This is a genomic window from Pantoea sp. NPDC088449, from assembly GCF_044753225.1.
GTDB lineage: Bacteria > Pseudomonadota > Gammaproteobacteria > Enterobacterales > Enterobacteriaceae > Pantoea > Pantoea floridensis.
On the sequence record NZ_JBIVMT010000006.1, the window covers coordinates 208,891 to 228,903 of the forward strand.

The following is a 20,013-nucleotide window of genomic DNA, read 5'->3' on the forward strand; positions in this document are numbered from 1 at the left end:
AGTCGCTGATGTTACAACCAAAGCGTACGAAATTCCGTAAAGTGCACAAAGGCCGCAACCGTGGTCTGGCGCAAGGTACGGATGTCAGCTTCGGTACTTTCGGTCTGAAAGCTGTTGGCCGTGGTCGTCTGACTGCTCGTCAGATCGAAGCAGCACGTCGTGCTATGACCCGTGCAGTTAAGCGTCAAGGTAAAATTTGGATCCGTGTATTCCCGGACAAACCAATTACCGAGAAGCCGCTGGAAGTGCGTATGGGTAAAGGTAAGGGTAACGTGGAGTATTGGGTTGCCCTCATTCAACCGGGTAAAGTCCTGTATGAAATGGACGGCGTTCCGGAAGAGCTGGCCCGTGAAGCCTTCAAGCTGGCAGCAGCAAAACTGCCTATCAAAACCACCTTTGTTACTAAGACGGTGATGTAATGAAAGCAAATGAGCTGCGTGAAAAAAGCGTTGAAGAGCTGAACACTGAGCTACTTAACCTGCTGCGTGAGCAGTTTAACCTGCGCATGCAAGCAGCATCCGGCCAACTTCAGCAGACCCATCTGTTGAAGCAAGTGCGCCGTAATGTTGCACGTGTTAAGACTTTACTGACTGAGAAGGCGGCGTAATGACCGATAAAATCCGTACTCTGCAGGGTCGTGTTATTAGTGACAAAATGCAGAAATCTGCAGTTGTTGCTATCGAACGTGTCGTGAAACACCCGATCTACGGTAAATTCATCAAGCGTACGACTAAGCTGCACATCCATGACGAGAACAACGAATGCGGTATTGGTGACGTGGTAGAAATCCGCGAAACTCGTCCGCTGTCTAAGACTAAGTCTTGGACGCTGGTTCGCGTTGTAGAGAAAGCGGTTCTGTAATAGAATCCGCTTCCTCTAAAAAATAAAATGAACGGCTCGTCTGAGCCGTTCATTTTTTCTACCCATGTGCGAGAACCGGTGTTATAATGCCGCGCCCTCAATTATGGGGCTTTTTAACGACCTGAGGTTTGGGTCCCGAAGTAGTAGTTGACATTAGCGGAGCACTAAAATGATCCAAGAACAGACTATGCTGAACGTCGCCGACAACTCCGGTGCACGTCGCGTAATGTGTATCAAGGTTCTGGGTGGCTCGCACCGTCGCTACGCAGGCGTCGGCGATATCATCAAAGTGACCATCAAGGAAGCAATTCCTCGTGGCAAGGTGAAAAAAGGTGATGTCCTGAAAGCGGTAGTGGTGCGCACCAGGAAGGGTGTTCGTCGCCCGGACGGTTCTGTCATTCGCTTCGATGGTAATGCATGCGTTATTTTAAACAATAACAGCGAGCAACCTATCGGTACGCGTATTTTTGGGCCGGTAACTCGTGAACTTCGTACTGAAAAGTTCATGAAAATTATCTCTCTGGCACCAGAAGTACTCTAAGGAGCGAGCAATGGCAGCGAAAATCCGTCGTAACGACGAAGTTATCGTGCTTACCGGCAAAGACAAAGGTAAACGCGGTAAAGTAAAGAATGTCCTGACTTCTGGTAAGGTCATCGTTGAAGGTATCAACCTGGTTAAGAAACATCAGAAGCCGGTCCCGGCCCTGAACCAACCAGGCGGCATCGTTGAAAAAGAAGCTGCTATTCAGGTTTCTAACGTTGCACTCTTCAATGCGGCAACCGGCAAGGCTGACCGTGTAGGCTTTAGATTCGAAGACGGCAAAAAAGTCCGTTTCTTCAAGTCTAATAGCGAAACTATCAAGTAATTTGGAGTAGTACGATGGCGAAACTGCATGATTACTACAAAGACGAAGTAGTCCAGAAACTCATGACAGAGTTCGGCTACAATTCTGTCATGCAAGTCCCTCGGGTCGAGAAGATCACCCTGAACATGGGTGTTGGTGAAGCGATCGCTGACAAGAAACTGCTGGATAACGCAGCAGCAGACCTGGCAGCAATCTCCGGTCAAAAACCGCTGATCACCAAAGCACGCAAATCAGTTGCAGGCTTCAAAATCCGTCAGGGCTATCCGATCGGCTGTAAAGTAACTCTGCGCGGCGAGCGCATGTGGGAGTTCTTTGAGCGTCTGATCACTGTTGCTGTACCTCGTATCCGTGACTTCCGTGGTTTATCTGCGAAGTCTTTCGACGGTCGTGGTAACTACAGCATGGGCGTTCGTGAGCAGATCATCTTCCCAGAAATCGATTATGACAAAGTCGATCGCGTTCGTGGTTTGGATATTACCATTACCACTACTGCGAAATCTGATGATGAAGGCCGTGCTCTGCTGGCTGCCTTTGACTTCCCGTTCCGCAAGTAAGGTAGGGTTACTTAATGGCTAAGCAATCTATGAAAGCACGCGAAGTTAAGCGTGTGAAATTAGCAGACAAGTTCTTCGCTAAGCGTGTTGAACTGAAAGCGATCATTTCTGATGTGAACGCGTCCGACGAAGACCGTTGGGATGCCGTTCTCAAGCTGCAGAGTCTGCCGCGTGATTCCAGCCCTTCACGTCAGCGTAACCGCTGCCGTCAGACAGGTCGTCCGCACGGTTTCCTGCGGAAGTTTGGGTTGAGCCGTATCAAGGTCCGTGAAGCCGCAATGCGCGGTGAAATCCCGGGTCTTAAAAAGGCTAGCTGGTAATTGTCACCATTTGAATCACGGGAGTAACACAGATGAGCATGCAAGATCCGATCGCGGATATGCTGACCCGTATCCGTAACGGTCAGGCCGCGAACAAAGTTGCGGTCTCTATGCCTTCCTCCAAGCTGAAAGTGGCAATTGCCAACGTGCTGAAGGAAGAAGGCTATATTGAAGATTTTAAAATCGAAGGCGACATCAAGTCTGAGCTGGAAGTAACACTTAAATATTTCCAGGGCAAGGCTGTGGTTGAGAGCATTCAGCGTGTTAGCCGTCCAGGTCTGCGCATCTATAAGAAAAAAGATGAGCTGCCAAAAGTAATGGCTGGTCTGGGCATCGCTGTAATCTCTACCTCTAAAGGTGTCATGACTGATCGTGCAGCGCGCCAAGCTGGTCTTGGTGGCGAAATTATCTGCTACGTAGCGTAATCGGAGGATAAAATGTCTCGTGTTGCAAAAGCACCTGTCGTTGTTCCTGCGGGCGTAGAGGTAAAACTCAGCGGTCAGGAAGTTTCGATCAAAGGCAAAAACGGCGAGCTGACTCGTACTATCAACAGTGCTGTAGAAGTTAAGCATGCAGACAACGCCCTGACTTTCGCTCCACGCGAAGGTTATGCGGATGGTTGGGCACAAGCAGGTACTGCTCGTGCGCTGCTGAACGGCATGGTTATCGGTGTTACCGAAGGCTTCACCAAGAAGCTGCAACTGGTTGGTGTTGGTTATCGTGCAGCTGTTAAAGGCAACTCTGTGAGCTTGGCCCTGGGCTTCTCTCACCCTGTTGACCATGCACTGCCGGCCGGCATCACTGCTGAATGTCCAACTCAGACTGAGATCGTGCTGAAAGGCGCTGATAAACAGCTGATTGGTCAGGTTGCAGCTGATCTGCGCGCCTACCGTCGTCCTGAGCCTTACAAAGGCAAGGGTGTTCGTTACGCCGACGAAGTCGTGCGTACCAAAGAGGCTAAGAAGAAGTAAGGTAACACTATGGATAAGAAATCTGCTCGTATCCGTCGTGCGACCCGTGCACGTCGCAAGCTCAAAGAGCTGGGTGCTACTCGCCTGGTGGTACATCGTACCCCGCGTCATATCTACGCACAGGTGATCGCCCCGAACGGTTCCGAAGTTCTGGTTGCTGCTTCTACTGTAGAAAAAGCTATTGCCGAACAACTGAAGTATACCGGTAACAAAGACGCCGCTGCAGCTGTAGGTAAAGCTCTGGCTGAGCGCGCTGTTGAGAAAGGCATCAAAAATGTCTCTTTCGACCGTTCCGGGTTCCAATATCATGGTCGTGTCCAGGCACTGGCAGATGCTGCCCGTGAAGCTGGCCTTCAGTTCTAAGGTAGAGGTCTAAGATGTCAAACATCGAGAAACAAGCTGGCGAACTGCAGGAAAAACTGATCGCGGTAAACCGTGTATCTAAAACTGTAAAAGGTGGTCGTATTTTCTCCTTCACCGCACTGACTGTAGTGGGTGATGGTAACGGCCGCGTTGGTTTTGGTTACGGTAAAGCGCGTGAAGTTCCAGCAGCGATCCAGAAAGCGATGGAGAAAGCCCGTCGCAATATGATTAACGTCGCGCTGACTCACGGCACCCTGCAGCACCCTGTTAAAGGTGCTCACACGGGTTCTCGTGTGTTCATGCAGCCGGCTTCTGAAGGTACCGGTATCATCGCCGGCGGTGCAATGCGCGCCGTTTTAGAAGTCGCTGGAGTACATAACGTTCTGGCTAAAGCGTATGGTTCTACTAACCCGATTAACGTGGTTCGTGCAACTATCGATGGCCTGGGCAATATGAATTCTCCGGAAATGGTCGCTGCCAAGCGTGGTAAATCCGTTGAAGAAATTCTGGGGTAATCACGATGGCTAAGACAATTAAAATTACACAAACCCGCAGTTCAATCGGCCGCCTGCCTAAGCACAAAGCGACTCTGGTTGGCTTGGGTCTGCGTCGCATTGGCCACACCGTAGAGCGTGAAGACACGCCTGCAGTACGCGGTATGGTTAACGCGATTTCCTACATGCTGAAAGTGGAGGAGTAAGAGATGCGTTTAAACACTCTGTCTCCGGCCGAAGGGTCTAAACACGCTACTAAGCGTCTGGGTCGTGGTATCGGTTCTGGCCTCGGTAAAACTGGTGGTCGTGGTCACAAAGGTCAGAACTCTCGTTCTGGCGGTGGCGTACGTCGCGGTTTCGAGGGTGGTCAGATGCCTCTGTATCGTCGTCTGCCGAAATTCGGTTTCACCTCTCGCAAAGCAATGATCACCACAGAAGTTCGTCTGTCTGATCTGGCGAAAGTTGAAGGCGGTATTGTTGACCTGAATACGCTGAAAGCGGCCAATATTATCGGTGTTCAGATTGAATTCGCGAAAGTGATTCTCTCTGGTGAAGTTTCTGCACCGGTAACGGTTCGCGGTCTGCGTGTCACCAAAGGTGCTCGTGCTGCAATCGAAGCTGCTGGCGGTAAAATCGAGGAATAAGTAGCAGATGGCAAAGCAACCGGGATTAGATTTTCAAAGTGCCAAAGGTGGCTTTGGTGAACTGAAGCGCAGACTGTTGTTTGTAATCGGTGCACTCATTGTCTTCCGCATTGGCTCTTTTATTCCAATCCCCGGTATCGATGCCACTGTACTTGCCAAACTGCTTGAGCAACAGCGTGGCACCATCATTGAAATGTTTAACATGTTCTCTGGTGGTGCTCTCAGTCGAGCCTCAATCTTCGCGCTGGGTATTATGCCGTACATTTCGGCCTCTATTATTATCCAGCTGTTAACGGTGGTTCATCCGGCGTTAGCTGAGATTAAGAAAGAGGGTGAAGCTGGTCGTCGTAAGATTAGCCAGTACACTCGCTATGGCACACTGGTTCTGGCTGTATTCCAGTCGATCGGTATTGCTACCGGTCTACCGAATATGCCTGGAATGCAAGGGCTGGTAATGAATCCAGGTTTTGCATTCTATTTTACCGCTGTTGTAAGTCTGGTTACCGGGACGATGTTCCTGATGTGGCTGGGTGAACAGATTACTGAACGAGGTATCGGCAACGGTATCTCGATCATTATCTTCGCTGGTATCGTTGCGGGTCTCCCGCCGGCCATTGGCCATACCATCGAGCAAGCGCGGCAAGGTGACCTGCACTTCCTTCTGTTGCTGTTGGTTGCAGTTCTAGTATTTGCAGTGACGTTCTTTGTTATTTTCGTAGAGCGTGGCCAGCGCCGCATTGTGGTCAACTACGCTAAACGTCAGCAAGGTCGTCGTGTATATGCTGCACAGAGCACACATTTACCGTTGAAAGTGAACATGGCGGGCGTAATCCCAGCTATTTTTGCTTCCAGCATTATTCTGTTCCCAGCGACCATAGCATCATGGTTTGGGGGCGGAACCGGTTGGAACTGGCTGACAACAATTTCGCTGTATTTGCAACCAGGACAGCCGCTTTATGTGCTACTCTATGCGACTGCAATCATCTTCTTCTGTTTCTTCTATACGGCGTTGGTATTCAACCCACGTGAAACAGCAGATAACCTGAAGAAGTCTGGTGCATTCGTACCGGGAATTCGTCCGGGAGAGCAAACGGCGAAGTATATCGATAAAGTAATGACACGTCTGACCTTAATCGGCGCACTGTATATTACGTTTATCTGCCTGATCCCGGAGTTCATGCGTGATGCTATGAAAGTTCCATTCTACTTTGGCGGTACATCACTGCTCATTGTAGTGGTCGTCATCATGGACTTTATGGCTCAAGTGCAAACTCTGATGATGTCGAGTCAGTACGAGTCTGCATTGAAGAAAGCTAACCTGAAGGGCTACGGCCGTTAATTCGGGTGCTTGAGAAGTTACGGAGAGTAAAAATGAAAGTTCGTGCTTCCGTCAAGAAATTATGTCGTAACTGCAAAATCATTCGCCGCGACGGTGTCGTACGTGTGATTTGCAGCGCCGAGCCAAAGCATAAACAGCGCCAAGGCTGATATTGTCACATATTTTTCTTGCAAAGTCGGGTTGAGCTGGCTAGATTAGCCAGCCAATCTTTTGTATGTCGATGCGTTACCATTTGAGTATCCTGAAAACGGGCTTTTCAGCATGGGACGCATTTGTTTAATTATAGGAGTGCATAGTGGCCCGTATAGCAGGCATTAACATTCCTGATCAAAAACATACCGTGATCGCATTAACTTCGATCTTCGGTATCGGTAAGACCCGTTCTAAAGCCATCTGCGCTTCAACGGGTATCGCTGAAAATGTTAAGATCAGAGAGCTGTCTGAAGAACAAATTGAACAGCTGCGTGAAGCAGTTGGTAAATTCGTTGTTGAAGGTGATCTGCGCCGTGAAATCACCCTGAGCATCAAGCGTCTGATGGACCTTGGTTGCTATCGTGGTTTACGCCATCGTCGTGGTCTGCCAGTTCGCGGTCAGCGTACTAAGACCAATGCACGTACCCGTAAGGGTCCGCGTAAACCGATCAAGAAATAATCGGGGTGAGTAAATAATGGCAAAGGCACCAGTTCGTGCACGTAAGCGTGTAAGAAAACAAGTCTCAGATGGCGTGGCTCATGTCCATGCATCTTTTAACAACACCATCGTTACCATTACTGATCGTCAGGGTAACGCACTGGGTTGGGCAACCGCCGGTGGTTCCGGTTTCCGCGGTTCACGTAAATCTACTCCGTTTGCTGCCCAGGTAGCTGCAGAGCGCTGTGCAGAAGCAGTGAAAGATTACGGTATTAAGAATCTGGAAGTTATGGTTAAGGGTCCAGGTCCAGGCCGCGAATCAACAATTCGTGCTCTGAACGCTGCTGGTTTCCGCATCACTAATATTACTGATGTGACTCCAATCCCTCACAACGGTTGTCGTCCGCCGAAAAAACGTCGCGTTTAACGCCCGTTTTTAGGTTAGTTGGAGAAAGAAAATGGCAAGATATTTGGGTCCTAAGCTCAAGCTGAGCCGTCGTGAGGGTACCGACTTATTCCTTAAGTCTGGCGTTCGCGCGATCGATACCAAGTGCAAAATTGAACAACCACCTGGTCAGCATGGTGCGCGTAAACCGCGTCTGTCTGACTACGGCGGCCAGTTGCGTGAAAAGCAAAAAGTTCGTCGTATGTACGGCGTGCTGGAGCGTCAGTTCCGCAACTACTATAAAGAAGCAGCACGTCTGAAAGGCAACACAGGTGAAAACCTGCTGGCTCTGCTGGAAGGCCGTCTGGATAACGTAGTTTACCGTATGGGCTTTGGCGCCACTCGTGCAGAAGCACGCCAGCTGGTTAGCCATAAATCTATCCTGGTGAACGGCCGCGTTGTTAACATCGCTTCTTATCAGGTATCTCCGAATGATGTCGTAAGCATCCGTGAGAAAGCCAAACAGCAATCTCGCGTGAAGGCCGCTCTGGAGCTGGCTGAGCAGCGTGAAAAGCCAACCTGGCTGGAAGTTGATGCTACTAAGATGGAAGGTGTGTTCAAGCGTATTCCTGAACGTACCGATCTGTCTGCGGACATTAACGAACACCTGATCGTCGAGCTTTACTCTAAGTAAAGCTTAGTACCAAAGAGAGGACACAATGCAGGGTTCTGTGACAGAGTTTCTAAAACCGCGCCTGGTAGATATCGAGCAAGTGAGTTCGACGCACGCCAAGGTGACCCTTGAGCCGTTAGAGCGTGGCTTTGGCCATACTCTTGGTAACGCACTGCGCCGTATTCTGCTTTCTTCCATGCCGGGTTGCGCGGTGACCGAGGTTGAGATTGATGGTGTGCTTCATGAGTACTCCACCAAAGAGGGCGTACAGGAAGATATCCTGGAAATCCTGCTTAACCTGAAAGGGTTGGCGGTAAGAGTTCAGGGCAAAGATGAAGTTATCCTTACTCTGAATAAATCTGGCATTGGCCCTGTGACTGCAGCCGACATCACCCACGACGGTGATGTTGAAATCGTCAAGCCGCAGCATGTGATCTGCCATCTGACCGATGAAAACGCATCTATTAGCATGCGTATCAAAGTTCAGCGTGGTCGTGGTTATGTGCCGGCTTCTGCCCGAATTCATTCGGAAGAAGATGAGCGCCCAATCGGCCGTCTGTTGGTTGACGCTTGCTACAGCCCTGTAGACCGTATTGCCTACAATGTTGAAGCAGCGCGTGTAGAACAGCGTACCGACCTGGACAAGCTGGTCATCGAAATGGAAACCAATGGCACAATCGATCCTGAAGAGGCGATTCGTCGTGCGGCGACCATCCTGGCAGAACAACTTGAAGCTTTCGTTGACTTACGTGATGTACGTCAGCCGGAAGTGAAAGAAGAGAAACCAGAATTCGATCCGATCCTGCTGCGCCCTGTTGACGATCTGGAATTGACTGTCCGCTCTGCTAACTGCCTTAAGGCAGAAGCTATCCACTACATCGGTGATCTGGTACAGCGTACCGAGGTTGAGCTGCTTAAAACGCCTAACCTGGGTAAAAAATCTCTTACCGAGATTAAAGATGTGCTTGCTTCACGTGGTTTGTCTCTGGGCATGCGCCTGGAAAACTGGCCACCGGCAAGCATTGCTGATGAATAACCGGATCACAGGTTAAGGTTTCACTGAGAAGGATAAGGTCATGCGCCATCGTAAGAGTGGTCGTCAACTGAACCGCAACAGCAGCCATCGTCAGGCTATGTTCCGCAACATGGCTGGTTCTCTGGTTCGTCATGAGATCATTAAGACGACTCTGCCGAAAGCCAAAGAGCTGCGCCGCGTAGTTGAGCCGCTGATTACTCTTGCCAAGACCGACAGCGTAGCTAATCGTCGTCTGGCATTCGCCCGCACTCGTGATAACGAGATCGTGGCAAAACTGTTTAACGAGCTGGGCCCGCGTTTCGCGAGCCGTGCCGGTGGTTACACTCGCATTTTGAAGTGTGGCTTCCGTGCTGGTGACAACGCTCCGATGGCTTACATCGAGCTGGTTGATCGTCCAGAAGCTCAAGCAGAAGCTACTGCAGAGTAATTTGCAGTAACGTAAAAGACCCGCTTCGGCGGGTTTTTTATTGTCCGTAATTCCTTTCCATTTCCTCCTCTTTCGTTATGCTGTTGGCAGATATCACCGTCTGGAGCTCACTTATGTGGCTAATCGATCAACTTGTTGAGCAGCACATCCGCGAGGCTCAGGAAAAAGGTGAGCTGAGCAATCTGCCCGGAGAGGGTGCACCTTTACATTTAGAGGATGATAGCGGAGTGCCGGTAGAACTACGCACTGCTCATCGCCTGTTGAAAAACTCCGGCTATTTGCCACCGGAACTGGAGATGCGTCGCGAAGCATTAGCACTTCATGATTTGTTGCGAGAATTAAATCCAGATCGAGAATTAAATCCAGATAATGAAAAAGCGCGGGAATTATCGAAACGTTTAACGCTGCTTAAAATAAAACTTCACCAGGCTGGAATCAGTACCGACTTCCTGCACGGTGAATATAGCGACGTTATTCATCAACGTTTGCAGCAGGAGGAATAGCATGTATCGGATCGGCCAGCTGGCAAAAATGGCGGATGTTACGCCCGATACCATCCGCTTTTATGAAAAACAGCAGATGATGAATCACGAGGTACGTACCGAAGGTGGCTTTCGTCTTTACAACGAGGACGATTTACAACGCCTGCGTTTTATTCGCTATGGACGTCAACTCGGATTTAGTCTGGATTCAATCCGCGGTCTTTTGTCGATCCGTATCGATCCGGAACATCATACCTGCCAGGAATCAAAAGCCATTGTTGCGAAGCGTTTGGACGAAGTGAATGGCATGATCGCAGAATTGCAGACGATCCAACGATCGTTGCACCGTTTAGCCGAAACTTGCTGCGGTGATTTGCATAGCAGCGCTTGCTGTTCAATTCTGGAAGCCCTGGAAAAGGGTGAAGAGCCTCATCCTGAAATTTGTTGCAGCAAGGATTGAGTTTTGTAATGAAAGGAATATAGTTGCGCCGTTACTAATCGGAGGACAAGATGAGCCGCTATCAGCATCAAAAAGGTAAAATCAAGGATAATGCACTTGAAGCACTGCTACATGATCCGCTGTTTCGTCAGCGTATTGAAAAGAATGAGAAAGGAAAGGGCAGCTATCAACGAAAAGACAAACACGCAAAAGGGCGTAACTGGGAGGCCAGTGATAAGCAGAAAAGTTTATCACTGGCCTTCTGCTAACAATCAAAAAAGCCGCCTAATTCAGGCGGCTTTTTATCATAATTTTTCTTGATTATTTTGCTTTAACAGATCGCGAATTTCAGTAAGCAGTAACTCTTCATTCGTTGGCTTTGGTGCAGCCTTTTCAACTTCTTTTTTCTGATACAGCTTATTCATTACTTTAATTGCCAGGAAGATGGCAAAGGCAACAATCACAAAATCAAAAACGGTCTGAATAAAATTACCGTACTCCATAACCACTGCCGGGATATCACCTTCTGCAGGTTTTAATACCCATTTAAACTGTTTGAAATCGACGCCGCCAATCAGCAAGCCAAGGGGTGGCATAATGATGTTAGCGACTAATGAGGATACAATCTTGCCGAAAGCGGCACCAATGATCACACCGACAGCCAGATCTACTACGTTCCCGCGCATTGCAAAATCACGAAACTCTTTGAATAAACTCATTGTTATCTCCTTGCCTTGGCCAATTGCTAAAGTCTAACAAACCTTCGCGCAATTGCCATTATAACAACGGATTAAGCGTAATTTTTGGCTGCGGGCCAGAACCCGCAGTATTTAGAGGAAGAAAGGACTCGGCTGGAAAAGACGCTCAACATCCGGGACAAATTTCTTATCTGTCAGGAACATAATTACATGGTCGCCTTGTTCTACACGCACATTATCATTTGCAATGATGACTTCATCACCGCGGACAACGGCACCAATTATCGTTCCGGGTGGTAGCTTAATATCTTCTATTAACCGTCCAACCACGCGCGAAGTGGTTTCATCGCCGTGTGCGATGGCTTCGATAGCTTCAGCAATGCCGCGACGTAGTGATGAGACGCCGACAATATCGGCTTTACGAACATGGCTCAATAAAGCGGAGATAGTGGCTTGTTGTGGAGAGATCGCAATGTCGATCACGCTTCCTTGCACCAGATCTACATAGGCGCGGCGCTGGATCAGCACCATTACTTTTTTAGCCCCCATTTTCTTAGCCAGCATTGCTGACATAATGTTGGCTTCATCATCATTGGTAACGGCAATGAAGAGATCGACCTGATCAACATGCTCTTCGGCCAGCAGTTCCTGATCCGAAGCATCGCCATAAAAAACAATGGTATCGTGTAGACGTTCAGCCAGTTCTGCCGCGCGTTGTTGATTGCGCTCAATTAACTTCACGCTATATTGTTTTTCCAGACGCTGCGCCAGGCCAAAGCCGATATTGCCGCCACCAACCAGCATGATGCGTTTATAAGGTTTTTCCAGGCGCTGCATCTCGCTCATTACCGCGCGAATATGCTGACTCGCTGCAATAAAGAACACCTCATCGCCGGCCTCTACGATAGTGGAACCTTGCGGGCGAATCGGACGATCCTGGCGGAAAATGGCGGCAACACGAGTATCAATATGTGGCATATGCTCACGCATGATAGATAAAGGGTTTCCTACCAGCGGGCCACCGTAATAAGCTTTTACTACCGCAAGACTCACTTTGCCTTCGGCAAAATTGACTACCTGAAGCGCGCCTGGATACTGGATAAGACGATAGATATTATCAATAACCAACTGTTCCGGAGAAATCAGATGATCAATGGGTACTGCTTCAGGCACAAACAATTTCTCAGCATCGCGTAAATATTCTGCCGCACGGATCCGCGCGATGCGGTTTGGCGTATTAAAAAGTGAATAGGCAATCTGGCAAGCCACCATATTGGTTTCGTCGGAGTTGGTTACCGCCACCAACATGTCGGCATCTTCGGCACCCGCTTCGCGCAGGATTCGTGGGTGTGAACCATGGCCATGTACAACGCGCAGGTCAAATTTGTCTTGCAGCAGTCGCAGTCGGGCCGCATCGCTATCAACTACCGTAATATCGTTGTTTTCCCCCACCAGATTTTCTGCGAGAGTTCCGCCGACCTGACCGGCGCCGAGGATAATGATTTTCATGGCTTAGATGCTCTTGTCAGAGTGTGCCGCACTATTTTTTCATCAGCTTAGCGTAGAAGAAGCCGTCACCGCCATCGACGGTTGGGAATACCTGCCAGCCATTGATTTGTCCTTGTGGGATTGCCTCTGCTACGGCATCACCGTGTGCCGCTAAAAAGGCACTGATTTGCTGATGGTTCTCTTCAGGCAGGATTGAACAAGTGGCGTAAATCATTGTGCCGCCGGACTTCAGGCGTGGCCAAACGGCCTCGAGAATTTCACGCTGCAAATTCGCCAGCTCAGAAATATCTCGATCGCGTCGCAACCACTTGATGTCTGGATGGCGGCGAATAACGCCAGTGGCTGAGCAAGGTGCATCCAGCAAGATGCGATCAAACTGCCTGTCGCCACACCACTCTGCTGGTGTACGCCCGTCCCCCTGGCGCACCTCGGCCTGCATACCCAAGCGTTGCAGATTTTCATGCACGCGGAGCAAACGTTGCTGATCAATATCGACGGCTAATACTTTTGCCTGCGGGGCAATTTCAAGAATATGTGTGGTTTTGCCCCCTGGCGCGGCGCAGAGATCGAGAATGGATTCACCATCCTTAGGCTCAAGCAGCAGCGCGCAACGTTGTGCCGAGAGATCCTGCACCGTCACCCAGCCTTGTTCGAAACCTGGCAGATGGCTAACTGGAGCGGGAAACTCAAGACGCAAGGCATCGGATGCGTCGCCCGCGAAAGCCACTTTCTCTTCTGCCTGCAGTAACGCCAGCCAGGCATTGCGATCGTGATGCTGGCGATTGACGCGTAGCCACATCGGCGGCCTCTGATTGTTTGCTTCAACAATGTGCTGCCACTGTTCTGGCCATGCCGCCTGCAGACGTTTCAATAACCAGCCGGGATGCCAGTAACGTTGTGTGCCTTGATCGACTTCGGCTAGCAGTGTTTCCTGCTGGCGCTGGAACTGGCGTAGTACGCCATTGAGTAGACCTTTCAAATTTGCGCGCTTAAGAGCTTCAGCACCCGCAACGGTTTCTGCCAGAGCCGCATGCGCAGGTACGCGGGTGTAGAGCAACTGATAAAGCCCCACCATCAGCAAATAATGCAACACACGCTGTTTACCGGTTAAGGTGCGCTCCATCAATTTACCAATCAAGGCTTCCAGCTGTGGCAATGTGCGCATCACGCCGAAGCACAGCTCTTGCAGCAGTGCGCCATCTTTATCGGATAACGTTTTTTGCGCACCAGGCAAAACAGCGCTAAGCGATTCGCCTTTATCCACAACGCGTTCGATGAGTTGCGCGGCTAGGCTACGCAGGTTGATTGTCTTTTTCATTTTCATTTATCAAACAAAAAGCCCGGTTTAACCGGGCTTGGAGGATCAGGCCAAAACAGTTCCAGGAGTGAACCATTCACGGCGCGAATTTAGCAGGTCCTGTGCGGACATGGCTTTTTTACCGGCAGGTTGGAGTGACAGTAGATTGAGCACGCCATCGGCTGTCGCAATCTGAATACCCTGTTTATCGGCATACAATATCTCACCCGGTTGTTTATTTTGATGCGGCAAAACGCTCGCCTGCCACACCTTTACCGGCTGTTCATCCACCATGAAGTAGCTCATTGGCCATGGATTGAAGGCACGGATACAACGTTCCAACTGCACAGCAGAAAGCGACCAATCGAGGCGCGCCTCCTCTTTGCTCAGCTTTTCCGCGTAAGAGACTAGCGCTTCATCTTGCACTTCAGGCTGAGCCTGACCACTTGCCAGCAAATCCAGCGTTAACAGCATGCCCTGTGGACCGAGCTGTGCCAGCTTTTCATAGAGTGAAGCGCTCGTGTCTTCCGCGGTAATTGGACAAGAAAGCTTATGCAGCATGTCACCGGTATCGAGGCCAACATCCATTTGCATGATGGTCACACCGGTTTCGTTGTCCCCAGCCCAAAGTGAACGTTGAATCGGGGCGGCACCGCGCCAGCGCGGCAAAAGCGAACCGTGCACATTAATACAACCCAGGCGCGGCATTGTCAGCACTGCTTTCGGCAGGATCAAACCATATGCGACAACCACCATAATGTCGGCCTGCAGAGCGGCAACCAGCTGCTGATTCTCTTCAGGCTTCAAGGATTTCGGTTGATACACTGGCACATCATGCGCCTGTGCCAGCACTTTTACTGGACTCGGTGTGAGTTTATTTCCGCGTCCGGCAGGACGATCGGGCTGGGTAAAGACACCAATAACCTGATGCTCAGAAGCAAGCAGCGCGTCAAGATGACGCGCTGCGAAGTCAGGTGTACCGGCAAAGATAATTTTGAGCGGTGCAGACACAGTTTAACCTTCTATTCGCGCTTAATCTTCGCGTGCGTTAAGGCGGGCCAACTTTTCCAGTTTCTGTTTAATACGCTGACGTTTAAGTGGCGACAGATAATCAATGAAGAGTTTGCCATCAAGATGATCGATTTCATGCTGGATACAAATCGCCAGCAGGCCATCGGTTTCAAGCTCAAAGCTTTTACCATCGCGATCCTGCGCACGCACTTTGACCCATTCAGCCCGCGGTACAAACGCTCGTTGCTCAGGGATAGAAAGGCAGCCTTCTTCAATCCCGGTTTCACCGCTTTTCTCTAGCAATTCCGGGTTGATGAGTACCAAACGCTCGTCACGATTTTCAGAAACATCAATCACAATGATGCGCTGATGAATATCAACCTGAGTAGCCGCTAAGCCAATACCTTCTTCGGCGTACATGGTTTCGAACATGTCGTCGACAATACGCTGAACGTCTGCGTTTACGGTAGCCACCGGCGCAGCGATTTTGCGAAGGCGATCATCAGGGAAATGTAATACCTGCAAAACTGACATAAATATCCAGATCTGTATGCGTTAAAGAAAAGATTACTGCCTCATATTGTAGACTTTTTGATGCCCGATTGACAGCATTGCACCGCATGATAGCGCGGCTGACAGGGAGTTTGGCATGGAGAAAATTGAATGGATGCTCAGGTTGGCGAATGTCAAAGGATTAAGCAGCCAGCTTGTCAGACATTTAGCCTTGGCGCTGCAGGATAGTGCCCCTGTTGATGATGGTCTCTTGTCAGATCATGGATTGAGCGAAATACAGCGGCAACAGTTTAGGGAGATATGTCCGCGCCAATTAGAAAGAACGTATTTATGGCTAGAGCATGAAGAGCATCATTTAGTTGCCTGCATAGATGAAGATTATCCTTCGGCGTTAACGGAAATCAGCCGACGTCCATCATTACTGTATGTCGCCGGAAGTGTGAATGCTCTGCAAACACCGCAACTGGGCGTGGTAGGGAGCCGTCATTGCACCCATTATGGCAAACAATGGGGAAGCTGGTTTACTCAGCAATTGGCGCTAAGTGGATTAACTATTACCAGTGGTTTAGCTCGCGGCATTGATGGCGTGGCGCATCGAGCTGCGTTAGAAGCACAGGGCAAAACCGTGGCGGTGCTGGGGAGTGGTCTGCAACATATCTACCCTAAAAGCCATCAATCGCTGGCGCGAGAAATCATTAGCAGTGGCGGCGCATTGATTTCTGAATTCCCACTTGATATGGCCCCGCATGCGGTCAACTTTCCTCGACGTAATCGTATCATCAGTGGTTTGAGCTTGGGGGTGTTGGTGATAGAGGCCTCGCTGAAAAGCGGTTCGTTAGTTACAGCACGCTATGCTTTGGAACAAAATCGTAACGTTTATGCGTTACCCGGTTCGCTTGGCAATCCGGGTAGCGAAGGAACACACTGGCTTATCCAGCAAGGGGCGCTCCTGGTGGCGCACCCCAACAATATTCTTGAGGACTTACATTCAACGCTGCAATGGTTGCCCGATAGCACTTCAGAAACAATATATTCACAAGACAGTGACGATGTTCCATTGCCATTTGCAACTGTGTTGGCTAACGTAGGTGATGAGGTTACACCTGTTGACGTCGTCGCTGAACGTGCCGGCCAACCTGTGCCAGTTACCGCAGCCCATTTGCTGGAGCTGGAGTTAGCAGGATGGATCGCAGCTGTACCCGGCGGCTATGTCCGATTGAGGAGGGCATGCCATGTTCGACGTACTTATGTACTTGTTTGAGACATATATCCACAACGAAGCTGAAATGCGCGTTGATCAGGATAAATTGACCGATGACTTAACCGACGCCGGTTTTCATCGTGAAGATATCTACAATGCGTTGAATTGGCTTGAACGGTTAGCGGATTATCAGGAAGGCTTGGTTGCGCCTGTGCTCATGGCAAACGATCCGCTCTCCATGCGAATCTACACGGAAGAGGAAAATCAGCGTTTAGATGCCGAGTGTCGCGGTTTTATTTTGTTCCTGGAGCAGGTTCAGGTGCTGAATATGGAAACGCGCGAGATGGTCATCGAACGTGTAATGGCCCTCGATACCCTGGAATTCGATCTTGAAGATCTCAAATGGGTGGTGTTGATGGTGCTGTTTAACATTCCAGGATGTGAAAACGCCTATCAGCAAATGGAAGAACTGTTATTCGACGTCAATGAAGGTATGCTGCATTAATAATCTTCGATTAATGCAACCGGTAATATGAGTAAATCAGCACTATTCTCCGTGCCTAAACACGATCCCTGCCCCGCTTGCGGGGCAGAATTAGTTATACGCTCTGGCAAACACGGTCCTTTCCTGGGGTGTGTCAATTATCCAACCTGTGATTACATTCGTCCGCTGAAGAGCCATGGCGATGGGCACGTTGTTAAAGTGCTGGAAGGGCATGCCTGCCCGAAATGTGGTGCAGACAAAGTTCTGCGGCAGGGACGCTTTGGCATGTTCATTGGTTGTAGCCACTATCCCGAGTGCGATTACACAGAAACCATCGACAAGCCTGATGAAACAGCCATTGCTTGTCCGCAATGTCAGAGCGGTAAACTCGTACAGCGTCGCTCGCGATATGGCAAAACTTTTCACTCGTGCGATCGCTACCCAGATTGTCAGTTTGCAATTAATGCAACGCCGATTGAAGGTGTTTGCCCGCATTGTCAGTTCCCCTTATTAATAGAGAAGAAAACCGCACAGGGCATGAAGCGCTTTTGCGCCAGCAAACGCTGCGGTAAGCCAATCGTTCAGGACCAAGAATCATCATGAAGCCAAGTCAGTATTTAGCAGGAAGCCTCGATTTTTGTATTGAGCAACTCCAGCAGGAGGAAGTTATCGCTTACCCAACCGAAGCCGTATTCGGCTTGGGCTGCGATCCCGATAGTGAAAATGCCGTAATGGCGCTTCTGGCGCTCAAGCAGCGTCCAGTCGATAAAGGTCTTATTCTGATTGCAGCTGATTACGCGCAACTTGAACCTTACATCGCCGATCGTGAACTTACTGTACTTCAGCGCGAACGTATGTTTGCGAGCTGGCCCGGCCCGGTGACTTATGTGGTGCCCGCGTCGCCACACACGCCGCGCTGGCTCACTGGACGATTTGATTCACTGGCAATCCGCGTTAGCGATCATCCTGATGTCCAGGCTTTATGCCGTGGTTTTGGTAAACCGCTGGTTTCGACCAGTGCCAATCTTTCCGGTGAGCCGCCTTGTCGTAATGTGGAAGAAGTTGCCCAGCAATTTGGTGCTGAGTTTCCAGTATTACACGCTGAAACCGGTGGACGCCTGAATCCTTCTGAGATCCGCGATGTTATTAGCGGTGAACTTATTCGCCAGGGTTAATTTATGAAAAACTTTGCCGTTTTTGGTAATCCCATTGCCCACAGCAAATCACCTTTTATCCATAGCCTCTTTGCTGAGCAAACCGGCATTGATCATCGATATGGCAGTGAGTGTGCACCCTTAGAGGGTTTTCCCCAGTCGATCACAGACTTCTTTGCGAATGGTGGTAAAGGGGCCAATGTCACGCTGCCTTTCAAACAGCAGGCATGGGAATTTGCGGATGAGCTTAGCGAGCGCGCGGCATTATCCGGGGCGGTGAACACATTAAAGAAAGATGCGCAGGGCAAAATCTTTGGTGATAACACGGATGGTATTGGTTTGCTAAGCGATCTGGAACGCTTGCAGATGATCCAGTCGGACGATCGTATCCTGCTGGTGGGGGCCGGTGGTGCAGCGCGAGGCGTGATTCTACCGCTTCTCTCTTTTGGATGTTCATTAGTGGTGGTGAACCGCACGGTTGAACGTGCCGAGCAGCTGGCAAATATTTTCCAGCATAACGGGGAAATCAAAGCGGCCAGCTTCGAGCAATTAGCGGGTCAGCAATTTGATCTGATCATTAATGCGACTTCAAGCGGTGTCGATGGCAAGGTGCCGGCGTTAGCTGCATCGCTTATTAATCCACAAACGCGTTGCTATGACATGTTTTATCAACAGGGGTTGACGCCATTTCTACAGTGGTGCCAGCAGCAGGGCGCACAGCAGCTGGCAGACGGTGTTGGCATGCTGGTGGGACAAGCCGCTCATGCTTTCCAACTGTGGCATGGCGTGATGCCAGAGATCACGCCAGTAATTACCACGCTAAAGCAGGCGATGCAGCAGCGATAAATTTGACGATCAAGAATGGACTTTGCTTTCCTGATCGAGATACTCATTCTTCCAACTCACGTAATTGTTGGATGAATAGAGCAGCCCGGTGATTTCAGCTTCACTCAGCGGTCGTACTTGTTTAACCGGGCTGCCCAAATAGAGGTAGCCACTCTCCAGTCGCTTGCCTGGCGGCACCAAACTACCAGCGCCAATCATCACATCATCTTCAACAATTACACCGTCCAGCAGAATCGATCCCATACCAACCAGTACACGATTTCCGATAGTACAGCCGTGCAACATCGCTTTATGGCCCACCGTCACGTCTTCGCCAATGAGCAGTGGAAAACCTTCTGGGTTGCTGGTGGATTTATGCGTGACGTGCAGTACGCTGCCGTCCTGGATATTGCTTCTTTTACCAATCACCACTCTATTTACGTCACCACGAATCGCAACCAGCGGCCAAATGCTGACGTCATCGGCGAGCTGTACTTCACCCACCACCACGCTGCTGCAATCGATCATCACGCGATCGCCGGCTTGCGGAAAATGGTTCTTATAAGGTCGTAGGGCTGTAGACATGATCTTCTCCTTTTACATTTTTACCCAAGCCTGCGGTTTAAAAGCCGGATAAACAAGATGATTTTTGAACAGATCGCTCGCGATCGCAGCGAAAAGAATGAAAACTCGCCAGTCGATTAAAAAGATCGAAAAAAGGGGTTGTGCAAAAAATTCGGATCCCTATAATGCGCCACCACTGAGACGGCAAAGCGGCAACGCAGGCGGCTCAGCAGGGAGTGAAGAAATTCATCCCGCCGGATGAAAACGCTGAA

General features: G+C 49.9%; 34 protein-coding genes. 28 read left to right on the plus strand and 6 right to left on the minus strand.

Annotated elements, in window-relative coordinates; all coding sequences use genetic code 11:
• The first annotated feature begins 8 nt into the window (after positions 1 to 8).
• The 23 genes from rplP to ACIP6T_RS22310 all read left to right on the plus strand — a co-directional run bounded on the left by rplP (position 9) and on the right by ACIP6T_RS22310 (position 10,754).
• Complete coding sequence (rplP, locus tag ACIP6T_RS22200; RefSeq protein WP_002438716.1) at positions 9 to 419, plus strand: 50S ribosomal protein L16; 411 nt, start codon at positions 9 to 11, stop codon at positions 417 to 419.
• Complete coding sequence (rpmC, locus tag ACIP6T_RS22205; RefSeq protein ID WP_084938330.1) at positions 419 to 607, plus strand: 50S ribosomal protein L29; 189 nt, start codon at positions 419 to 421, stop codon at positions 605 to 607. The genes rplP and rpmC overlap by 1 nt, the downstream gene beginning before the upstream one ends.
• Positions 607 to 861: a 30S ribosomal protein S17 gene (rpsQ, locus tag ACIP6T_RS22210; RefSeq protein ID WP_007891663.1), complete on the plus strand. Its 255-nt coding sequence runs from the start codon at positions 607 to 609 to the stop codon at positions 859 to 861. Before rpmC ends, rpsQ begins: the two co-directional genes overlap by 1 nt.
• Positions 862 to 1,030: 169 nt before the next feature.
• Positions 1,031 to 1,402, plus strand: a complete 372-nt coding sequence (rplN, locus tag ACIP6T_RS22215; protein ID WP_006120590.1) for a 50S ribosomal protein L14 — start codon at positions 1,031 to 1,033, stop codon at positions 1,400 to 1,402.
• A gap of 10 nt (positions 1,403 to 1,412) precedes the next feature.
• Positions 1,413 to 1,727 carry a 50S ribosomal protein L24 gene (gene rplX / locus ACIP6T_RS22220; protein WP_097095832.1) on the plus strand — a complete coding sequence of 105 codons (315 nt, stop codon included), beginning with the start codon at positions 1,413 to 1,415 and terminating at the stop codon, positions 1,725 to 1,727.
• A 14-nt stretch (positions 1,728 to 1,741) separates the two neighbouring features.
• Positions 1,742 to 2,281, plus strand: coding sequence for a 50S ribosomal protein L5 (gene rplE / locus ACIP6T_RS22225; RefSeq protein ID WP_097095833.1), 540 nt, complete (start codon positions 1,742 to 1,744; stop codon positions 2,279 to 2,281).
• A 14-nt stretch (positions 2,282 to 2,295) separates the two neighbouring features.
• Complete coding sequence (rpsN, locus tag ACIP6T_RS22230) at positions 2,296 to 2,601, plus strand: 30S ribosomal protein S14 (RefSeq protein WP_007891666.1); 306 nt, start codon at positions 2,296 to 2,298, stop codon at positions 2,599 to 2,601.
• A gap of 32 nt (positions 2,602 to 2,633) precedes the next feature.
• On the plus strand, positions 2,634 to 3,026 hold the full coding sequence (rpsH, locus tag ACIP6T_RS22235; RefSeq protein WP_007891668.1) for a 30S ribosomal protein S8: 393 nt from the start codon (positions 2,634 to 2,636) through the stop codon (positions 3,024 to 3,026).
• 12 nt (positions 3,027 to 3,038) lie between these two features.
• Positions 3,039 to 3,572: a 50S ribosomal protein L6 gene (gene rplF, locus ACIP6T_RS22240; RefSeq protein ID WP_008104735.1), complete on the plus strand. Its 534-nt coding sequence runs from the start codon at positions 3,039 to 3,041 to the stop codon at positions 3,570 to 3,572.
• A gap of 9 nt (positions 3,573 to 3,581) precedes the next feature.
• The gene (rplR, locus tag ACIP6T_RS22245; RefSeq protein ID WP_007891678.1) at positions 3,582 to 3,935 is read left to right on the plus strand and encodes a 50S ribosomal protein L18; all 354 of its coding nucleotides are present in this window, start codon (positions 3,582 to 3,584) and stop codon (positions 3,933 to 3,935) included.
• 14 nt (positions 3,936 to 3,949) lie between these two features.
• The gene (rpsE, locus tag ACIP6T_RS22250) at positions 3,950 to 4,450 is read left to right on the plus strand and encodes a 30S ribosomal protein S5 (RefSeq protein ID WP_007891679.1); all 501 of its coding nucleotides are present in this window, start codon (positions 3,950 to 3,952) and stop codon (positions 4,448 to 4,450) included.
• A gap of 5 nt (positions 4,451 to 4,455) precedes the next feature.
• Positions 4,456 to 4,635 (plus strand): 50S ribosomal protein L30, encoded by a 180-nt coding sequence (rpmD, locus tag ACIP6T_RS22255; RefSeq protein WP_021186404.1) that lies wholly within the window; start codon positions 4,456 to 4,458, stop codon positions 4,633 to 4,635.
• A gap of 3 nt (positions 4,636 to 4,638) precedes the next feature.
• Positions 4,639 to 5,073: a 50S ribosomal protein L15 gene (rplO, locus tag ACIP6T_RS22260; protein WP_097095834.1), complete on the plus strand. Its 435-nt coding sequence runs from the start codon at positions 4,639 to 4,641 to the stop codon at positions 5,071 to 5,073.
• Positions 5,074 to 5,080: 7 nt separating this feature from the next.
• On the plus strand, positions 5,081 to 6,412 hold the full coding sequence (gene secY / locus ACIP6T_RS22265; RefSeq protein WP_007891686.1) for a preprotein translocase subunit SecY: 1,332 nt from the start codon (positions 5,081 to 5,083) through the stop codon (positions 6,410 to 6,412).
• Positions 6,413 to 6,444: 32 nt separating this feature from the next.
• Positions 6,445 to 6,561: a 50S ribosomal protein L36 gene (gene rpmJ / locus ACIP6T_RS22270; RefSeq protein ID WP_004160566.1), complete on the plus strand. Its 117-nt coding sequence runs from the start codon at positions 6,445 to 6,447 to the stop codon at positions 6,559 to 6,561.
• Between the two features lie 146 nt (positions 6,562 to 6,707).
• Positions 6,708 to 7,064 carry a 30S ribosomal protein S13 gene (gene rpsM, locus ACIP6T_RS22275; RefSeq protein WP_034830736.1) on the plus strand — a complete coding sequence of 119 codons (357 nt, stop codon included), beginning with the start codon at positions 6,708 to 6,710 and terminating at the stop codon, positions 7,062 to 7,064.
• A gap of 16 nt (positions 7,065 to 7,080) precedes the next feature.
• Positions 7,081 to 7,470, plus strand: a complete 390-nt coding sequence (gene rpsK / locus ACIP6T_RS22280) for a 30S ribosomal protein S11 (RefSeq protein WP_004160563.1) — start codon at positions 7,081 to 7,083, stop codon at positions 7,468 to 7,470.
• 31 nt (positions 7,471 to 7,501) lie between these two features.
• Positions 7,502 to 8,122: a 30S ribosomal protein S4 gene (gene rpsD / locus ACIP6T_RS22285; RefSeq protein ID WP_007891687.1), complete on the plus strand. Its 621-nt coding sequence runs from the start codon at positions 7,502 to 7,504 to the stop codon at positions 8,120 to 8,122.
• A gap of 25 nt (positions 8,123 to 8,147) precedes the next feature.
• Entirely contained in the window at positions 8,148 to 9,137 is a 990-nt protein-coding gene (locus ACIP6T_RS22290; RefSeq protein WP_007891688.1) for a DNA-directed RNA polymerase subunit alpha, read from the plus strand.
• Positions 9,138 to 9,177: 40 nt separating this feature from the next.
• A complete protein-coding gene (gene rplQ / locus ACIP6T_RS22295; protein ID WP_008104728.1) occupies positions 9,178 to 9,564 on the plus strand; it encodes a 50S ribosomal protein L17 in 387 nt (128 codons plus the stop codon).
• A gap of 113 nt (positions 9,565 to 9,677) precedes the next feature.
• Positions 9,678 to 10,067, plus strand: coding sequence for a DUF1992 domain-containing protein (locus tag ACIP6T_RS22300; RefSeq protein ID WP_400458987.1), 390 nt, complete (start codon positions 9,678 to 9,680; stop codon positions 10,065 to 10,067).
• Between the two features lies 1 nt (position 10,068).
• Positions 10,069 to 10,506, plus strand: a complete 438-nt coding sequence (zntR, locus tag ACIP6T_RS22305; RefSeq protein WP_097095836.1) for a Zn(2+)-responsive transcriptional regulator — start codon at positions 10,069 to 10,071, stop codon at positions 10,504 to 10,506.
• 50 nt (positions 10,507 to 10,556) lie between these two features.
• A complete protein-coding gene (locus ACIP6T_RS22310) occupies positions 10,557 to 10,754 on the plus strand; it encodes an alternative ribosome-rescue factor A (protein WP_097095837.1) in 198 nt (65 codons plus the stop codon).
• 36 nt (positions 10,755 to 10,790) lie between these two features.
• On the opposite strand, the gene mscL is transcribed toward ACIP6T_RS22310, so the two are convergent.
• The 5 genes from mscL to def all read right to left on the minus strand — a co-directional run bounded on the left by mscL (position 10,791) and on the right by def (position 15,534).
• Complete coding sequence (gene mscL, locus ACIP6T_RS22315; protein ID WP_097095838.1) at positions 10,791 to 11,204, minus strand: large-conductance mechanosensitive channel protein MscL; 414 nt, start codon at positions 11,202 to 11,204, stop codon at positions 10,791 to 10,793.
• Positions 11,205 to 11,315: 111 nt separating this feature from the next.
• Complete coding sequence (gene trkA, locus ACIP6T_RS22320; protein ID WP_097095839.1) at positions 11,316 to 12,692, minus strand: Trk system potassium transporter TrkA; 1,377 nt, start codon at positions 12,690 to 12,692, stop codon at positions 11,316 to 11,318.
• A 31-nt stretch (positions 12,693 to 12,723) separates the two neighbouring features.
• Entirely contained in the window at positions 12,724 to 14,010 is a 1,287-nt protein-coding gene (rsmB, locus tag ACIP6T_RS22325) for a 16S rRNA (cytosine(967)-C(5))-methyltransferase RsmB (RefSeq protein ID WP_400458992.1), read from the minus strand.
• Positions 14,011 to 14,055: 45 nt separating this feature from the next.
• Positions 14,056 to 15,000, minus strand: coding sequence for a methionyl-tRNA formyltransferase (gene fmt, locus ACIP6T_RS22330; RefSeq protein WP_400458995.1), 945 nt, complete (start codon positions 14,998 to 15,000; stop codon positions 14,056 to 14,058).
• A gap of 21 nt (positions 15,001 to 15,021) precedes the next feature.
• On the minus strand, positions 15,022 to 15,534 hold the full coding sequence (gene def / locus ACIP6T_RS22335; protein ID WP_008104717.1) for a peptide deformylase: 513 nt from the start codon (positions 15,532 to 15,534) through the stop codon (positions 15,022 to 15,024).
• A 115-nt stretch (positions 15,535 to 15,649) separates the two neighbouring features.
• Between def and dprA the strand changes: the two genes are divergently transcribed.
• From dprA to aroE, 5 genes are read left to right on the plus strand one after another with little or no spacing between them, the layout of a single operon-like run.
• Positions 15,650 to 16,774 carry a DNA-protecting protein DprA gene (dprA, locus tag ACIP6T_RS22340; protein ID WP_400458998.1) on the plus strand — a complete coding sequence of 375 codons (1,125 nt, stop codon included), beginning with the start codon at positions 15,650 to 15,652 and terminating at the stop codon, positions 16,772 to 16,774.
• On the plus strand, positions 16,746 to 17,219 hold the full coding sequence (gene smg / locus ACIP6T_RS22345; protein ID WP_007891699.1) for a DUF494 family protein Smg: 474 nt from the start codon (positions 16,746 to 16,748) through the stop codon (positions 17,217 to 17,219). Before dprA ends, smg begins: the two co-directional genes overlap by 29 nt.
• A 27-nt stretch (positions 17,220 to 17,246) precedes the next feature.
• Positions 17,247 to 17,801, plus strand: a complete 555-nt coding sequence (locus ACIP6T_RS22350) for a type I DNA topoisomerase (protein WP_097095843.1) — start codon at positions 17,247 to 17,249, stop codon at positions 17,799 to 17,801.
• Entirely contained in the window at positions 17,798 to 18,373 is a 576-nt protein-coding gene (tsaC, locus tag ACIP6T_RS22355) for an L-threonylcarbamoyladenylate synthase type 1 TsaC (protein WP_400459003.1), read from the plus strand. Before ACIP6T_RS22350 ends, tsaC begins: the two co-directional genes overlap by 4 nt.
• Before the next feature lie 3 nt (positions 18,374 to 18,376).
• Complete coding sequence (gene aroE / locus ACIP6T_RS22360) at positions 18,377 to 19,198, plus strand: shikimate dehydrogenase (protein WP_345828086.1); 822 nt, start codon at positions 18,377 to 18,379, stop codon at positions 19,196 to 19,198.
• Positions 19,199 to 19,207: 9 nt separating this feature from the next.
• Here the strand turns inward: aroE and ACIP6T_RS22365 are convergent, their stop codons facing one another.
• Positions 19,208 to 19,762, minus strand: a complete 555-nt coding sequence (locus ACIP6T_RS22365) for a gamma carbonic anhydrase family protein (protein WP_400459006.1) — start codon at positions 19,760 to 19,762, stop codon at positions 19,208 to 19,210.
• Positions 19,763 to 20,013: the final 251 nt, after the last annotated feature.

What these genes read in the sequence shown, in the direction of transcription:
- rpmD (WP_021186404.1), top strand. Translation starts at nt 4,456, where the DNA reads ATGGCTAAGACAATTAAAATTACACAAACCCGCAGTTCAATCGGCCGC.
- rpsN (WP_007891666.1), top strand. Translation starts at nt 2,296, where the DNA reads ATGGCTAAGCAATCTATGAAAGCACGCGAAGTTAAGCGTGTGAAATTA.
- ACIP6T_RS22365 (WP_400459006.1), bottom strand. Translation starts at nt 19,762, where the DNA reads ATGTCTACAGCCCTACGACCTTATAAGAACCATTTTCCGCAAGCCGGC.
- secY (WP_007891686.1), top strand. Translation starts at nt 5,081, where the DNA reads ATGGCAAAGCAACCGGGATTAGATTTTCAAAGTGCCAAAGGTGGCTTT.
- zntR (WP_097095836.1), top strand. Translation starts at nt 10,069, where the DNA reads ATGTATCGGATCGGCCAGCTGGCAAAAATGGCGGATGTTACGCCCGAT.
- rpmJ (WP_004160566.1), top strand. Translation starts at nt 6,445, where the DNA reads ATGAAAGTTCGTGCTTCCGTCAAGAAATTATGTCGTAACTGCAAAATC.
- rpsH (WP_007891668.1), top strand. Translation starts at nt 2,634, where the DNA reads ATGAGCATGCAAGATCCGATCGCGGATATGCTGACCCGTATCCGTAAC.
- rplE (WP_097095833.1), top strand. Translation starts at nt 1,742, where the DNA reads ATGGCGAAACTGCATGATTACTACAAAGACGAAGTAGTCCAGAAACTC.
- ACIP6T_RS22310 (WP_097095837.1), top strand. Translation starts at nt 10,557, where the DNA reads ATGAGCCGCTATCAGCATCAAAAAGGTAAAATCAAGGATAATGCACTT.
- tsaC (WP_400459003.1), top strand. Translation starts at nt 17,798, where the DNA reads ATGAAGCCAAGTCAGTATTTAGCAGGAAGCCTCGATTTTTGTATTGAG.
- def (WP_008104717.1), bottom strand. Translation starts at nt 15,534, where the DNA reads ATGTCAGTTTTGCAGGTATTACATTTCCCTGATGATCGCCTTCGCAAA.
- ACIP6T_RS22350 (WP_097095843.1), top strand. Translation starts at nt 17,247, where the DNA reads ATGAGTAAATCAGCACTATTCTCCGTGCCTAAACACGATCCCTGCCCC.
- rsmB (WP_400458992.1), bottom strand. Translation starts at nt 14,010, where the DNA reads ATGAAAAAGACAATCAACCTGCGTAGCCTAGCCGCGCAACTCATCGAA.
- rplQ (WP_008104728.1), top strand. Translation starts at nt 9,178, where the DNA reads ATGCGCCATCGTAAGAGTGGTCGTCAACTGAACCGCAACAGCAGCCAT.
- mscL (WP_097095838.1), bottom strand. Translation starts at nt 11,204, where the DNA reads ATGAGTTTATTCAAAGAGTTTCGTGATTTTGCAATGCGCGGGAACGTA.
- trkA (WP_097095839.1), bottom strand. Translation starts at nt 12,692, where the DNA reads ATGAAAATCATTATCCTCGGCGCCGGTCAGGTCGGCGGAACTCTCGCA.
- rplN (WP_006120590.1), top strand. Translation starts at nt 1,031, where the DNA reads ATGATCCAAGAACAGACTATGCTGAACGTCGCCGACAACTCCGGTGCA.
- rplO (WP_097095834.1), top strand. Translation starts at nt 4,639, where the DNA reads ATGCGTTTAAACACTCTGTCTCCGGCCGAAGGGTCTAAACACGCTACT.
- rplP (WP_002438716.1), top strand. Translation starts at nt 9, where the DNA reads ATGTTACAACCAAAGCGTACGAAATTCCGTAAAGTGCACAAAGGCCGC.
- dprA (WP_400458998.1), top strand. Translation starts at nt 15,650, where the DNA reads ATGGAGAAAATTGAATGGATGCTCAGGTTGGCGAATGTCAAAGGATTA.
- ACIP6T_RS22290 (WP_007891688.1), top strand. Translation starts at nt 8,148, where the DNA reads ATGCAGGGTTCTGTGACAGAGTTTCTAAAACCGCGCCTGGTAGATATC.
- aroE (WP_345828086.1), top strand. Translation starts at nt 18,377, where the DNA reads ATGAAAAACTTTGCCGTTTTTGGTAATCCCATTGCCCACAGCAAATCA.
- rplF (WP_008104735.1), top strand. Translation starts at nt 3,039, where the DNA reads ATGTCTCGTGTTGCAAAAGCACCTGTCGTTGTTCCTGCGGGCGTAGAG.
- smg (WP_007891699.1), top strand. Translation starts at nt 16,746, where the DNA reads ATGTTCGACGTACTTATGTACTTGTTTGAGACATATATCCACAACGAA.
- rpsQ (WP_007891663.1), top strand. Translation starts at nt 607, where the DNA reads ATGACCGATAAAATCCGTACTCTGCAGGGTCGTGTTATTAGTGACAAA.
- rpsE (WP_007891679.1), top strand. Translation starts at nt 3,950, where the DNA reads ATGTCAAACATCGAGAAACAAGCTGGCGAACTGCAGGAAAAACTGATC.
- rpsK (WP_004160563.1), top strand. Translation starts at nt 7,081, where the DNA reads ATGGCAAAGGCACCAGTTCGTGCACGTAAGCGTGTAAGAAAACAAGTC.
- rpmC (WP_084938330.1), top strand. Translation starts at nt 419, where the DNA reads ATGAAAGCAAATGAGCTGCGTGAAAAAAGCGTTGAAGAGCTGAACACT.
- ACIP6T_RS22300 (WP_400458987.1), top strand. Translation starts at nt 9,678, where the DNA reads ATGTGGCTAATCGATCAACTTGTTGAGCAGCACATCCGCGAGGCTCAG.
- rplR (WP_007891678.1), top strand. Translation starts at nt 3,582, where the DNA reads ATGGATAAGAAATCTGCTCGTATCCGTCGTGCGACCCGTGCACGTCGC.
- rplX (WP_097095832.1), top strand. Translation starts at nt 1,413, where the DNA reads ATGGCAGCGAAAATCCGTCGTAACGACGAAGTTATCGTGCTTACCGGC.
- rpsD (WP_007891687.1), top strand. Translation starts at nt 7,502, where the DNA reads ATGGCAAGATATTTGGGTCCTAAGCTCAAGCTGAGCCGTCGTGAGGGT.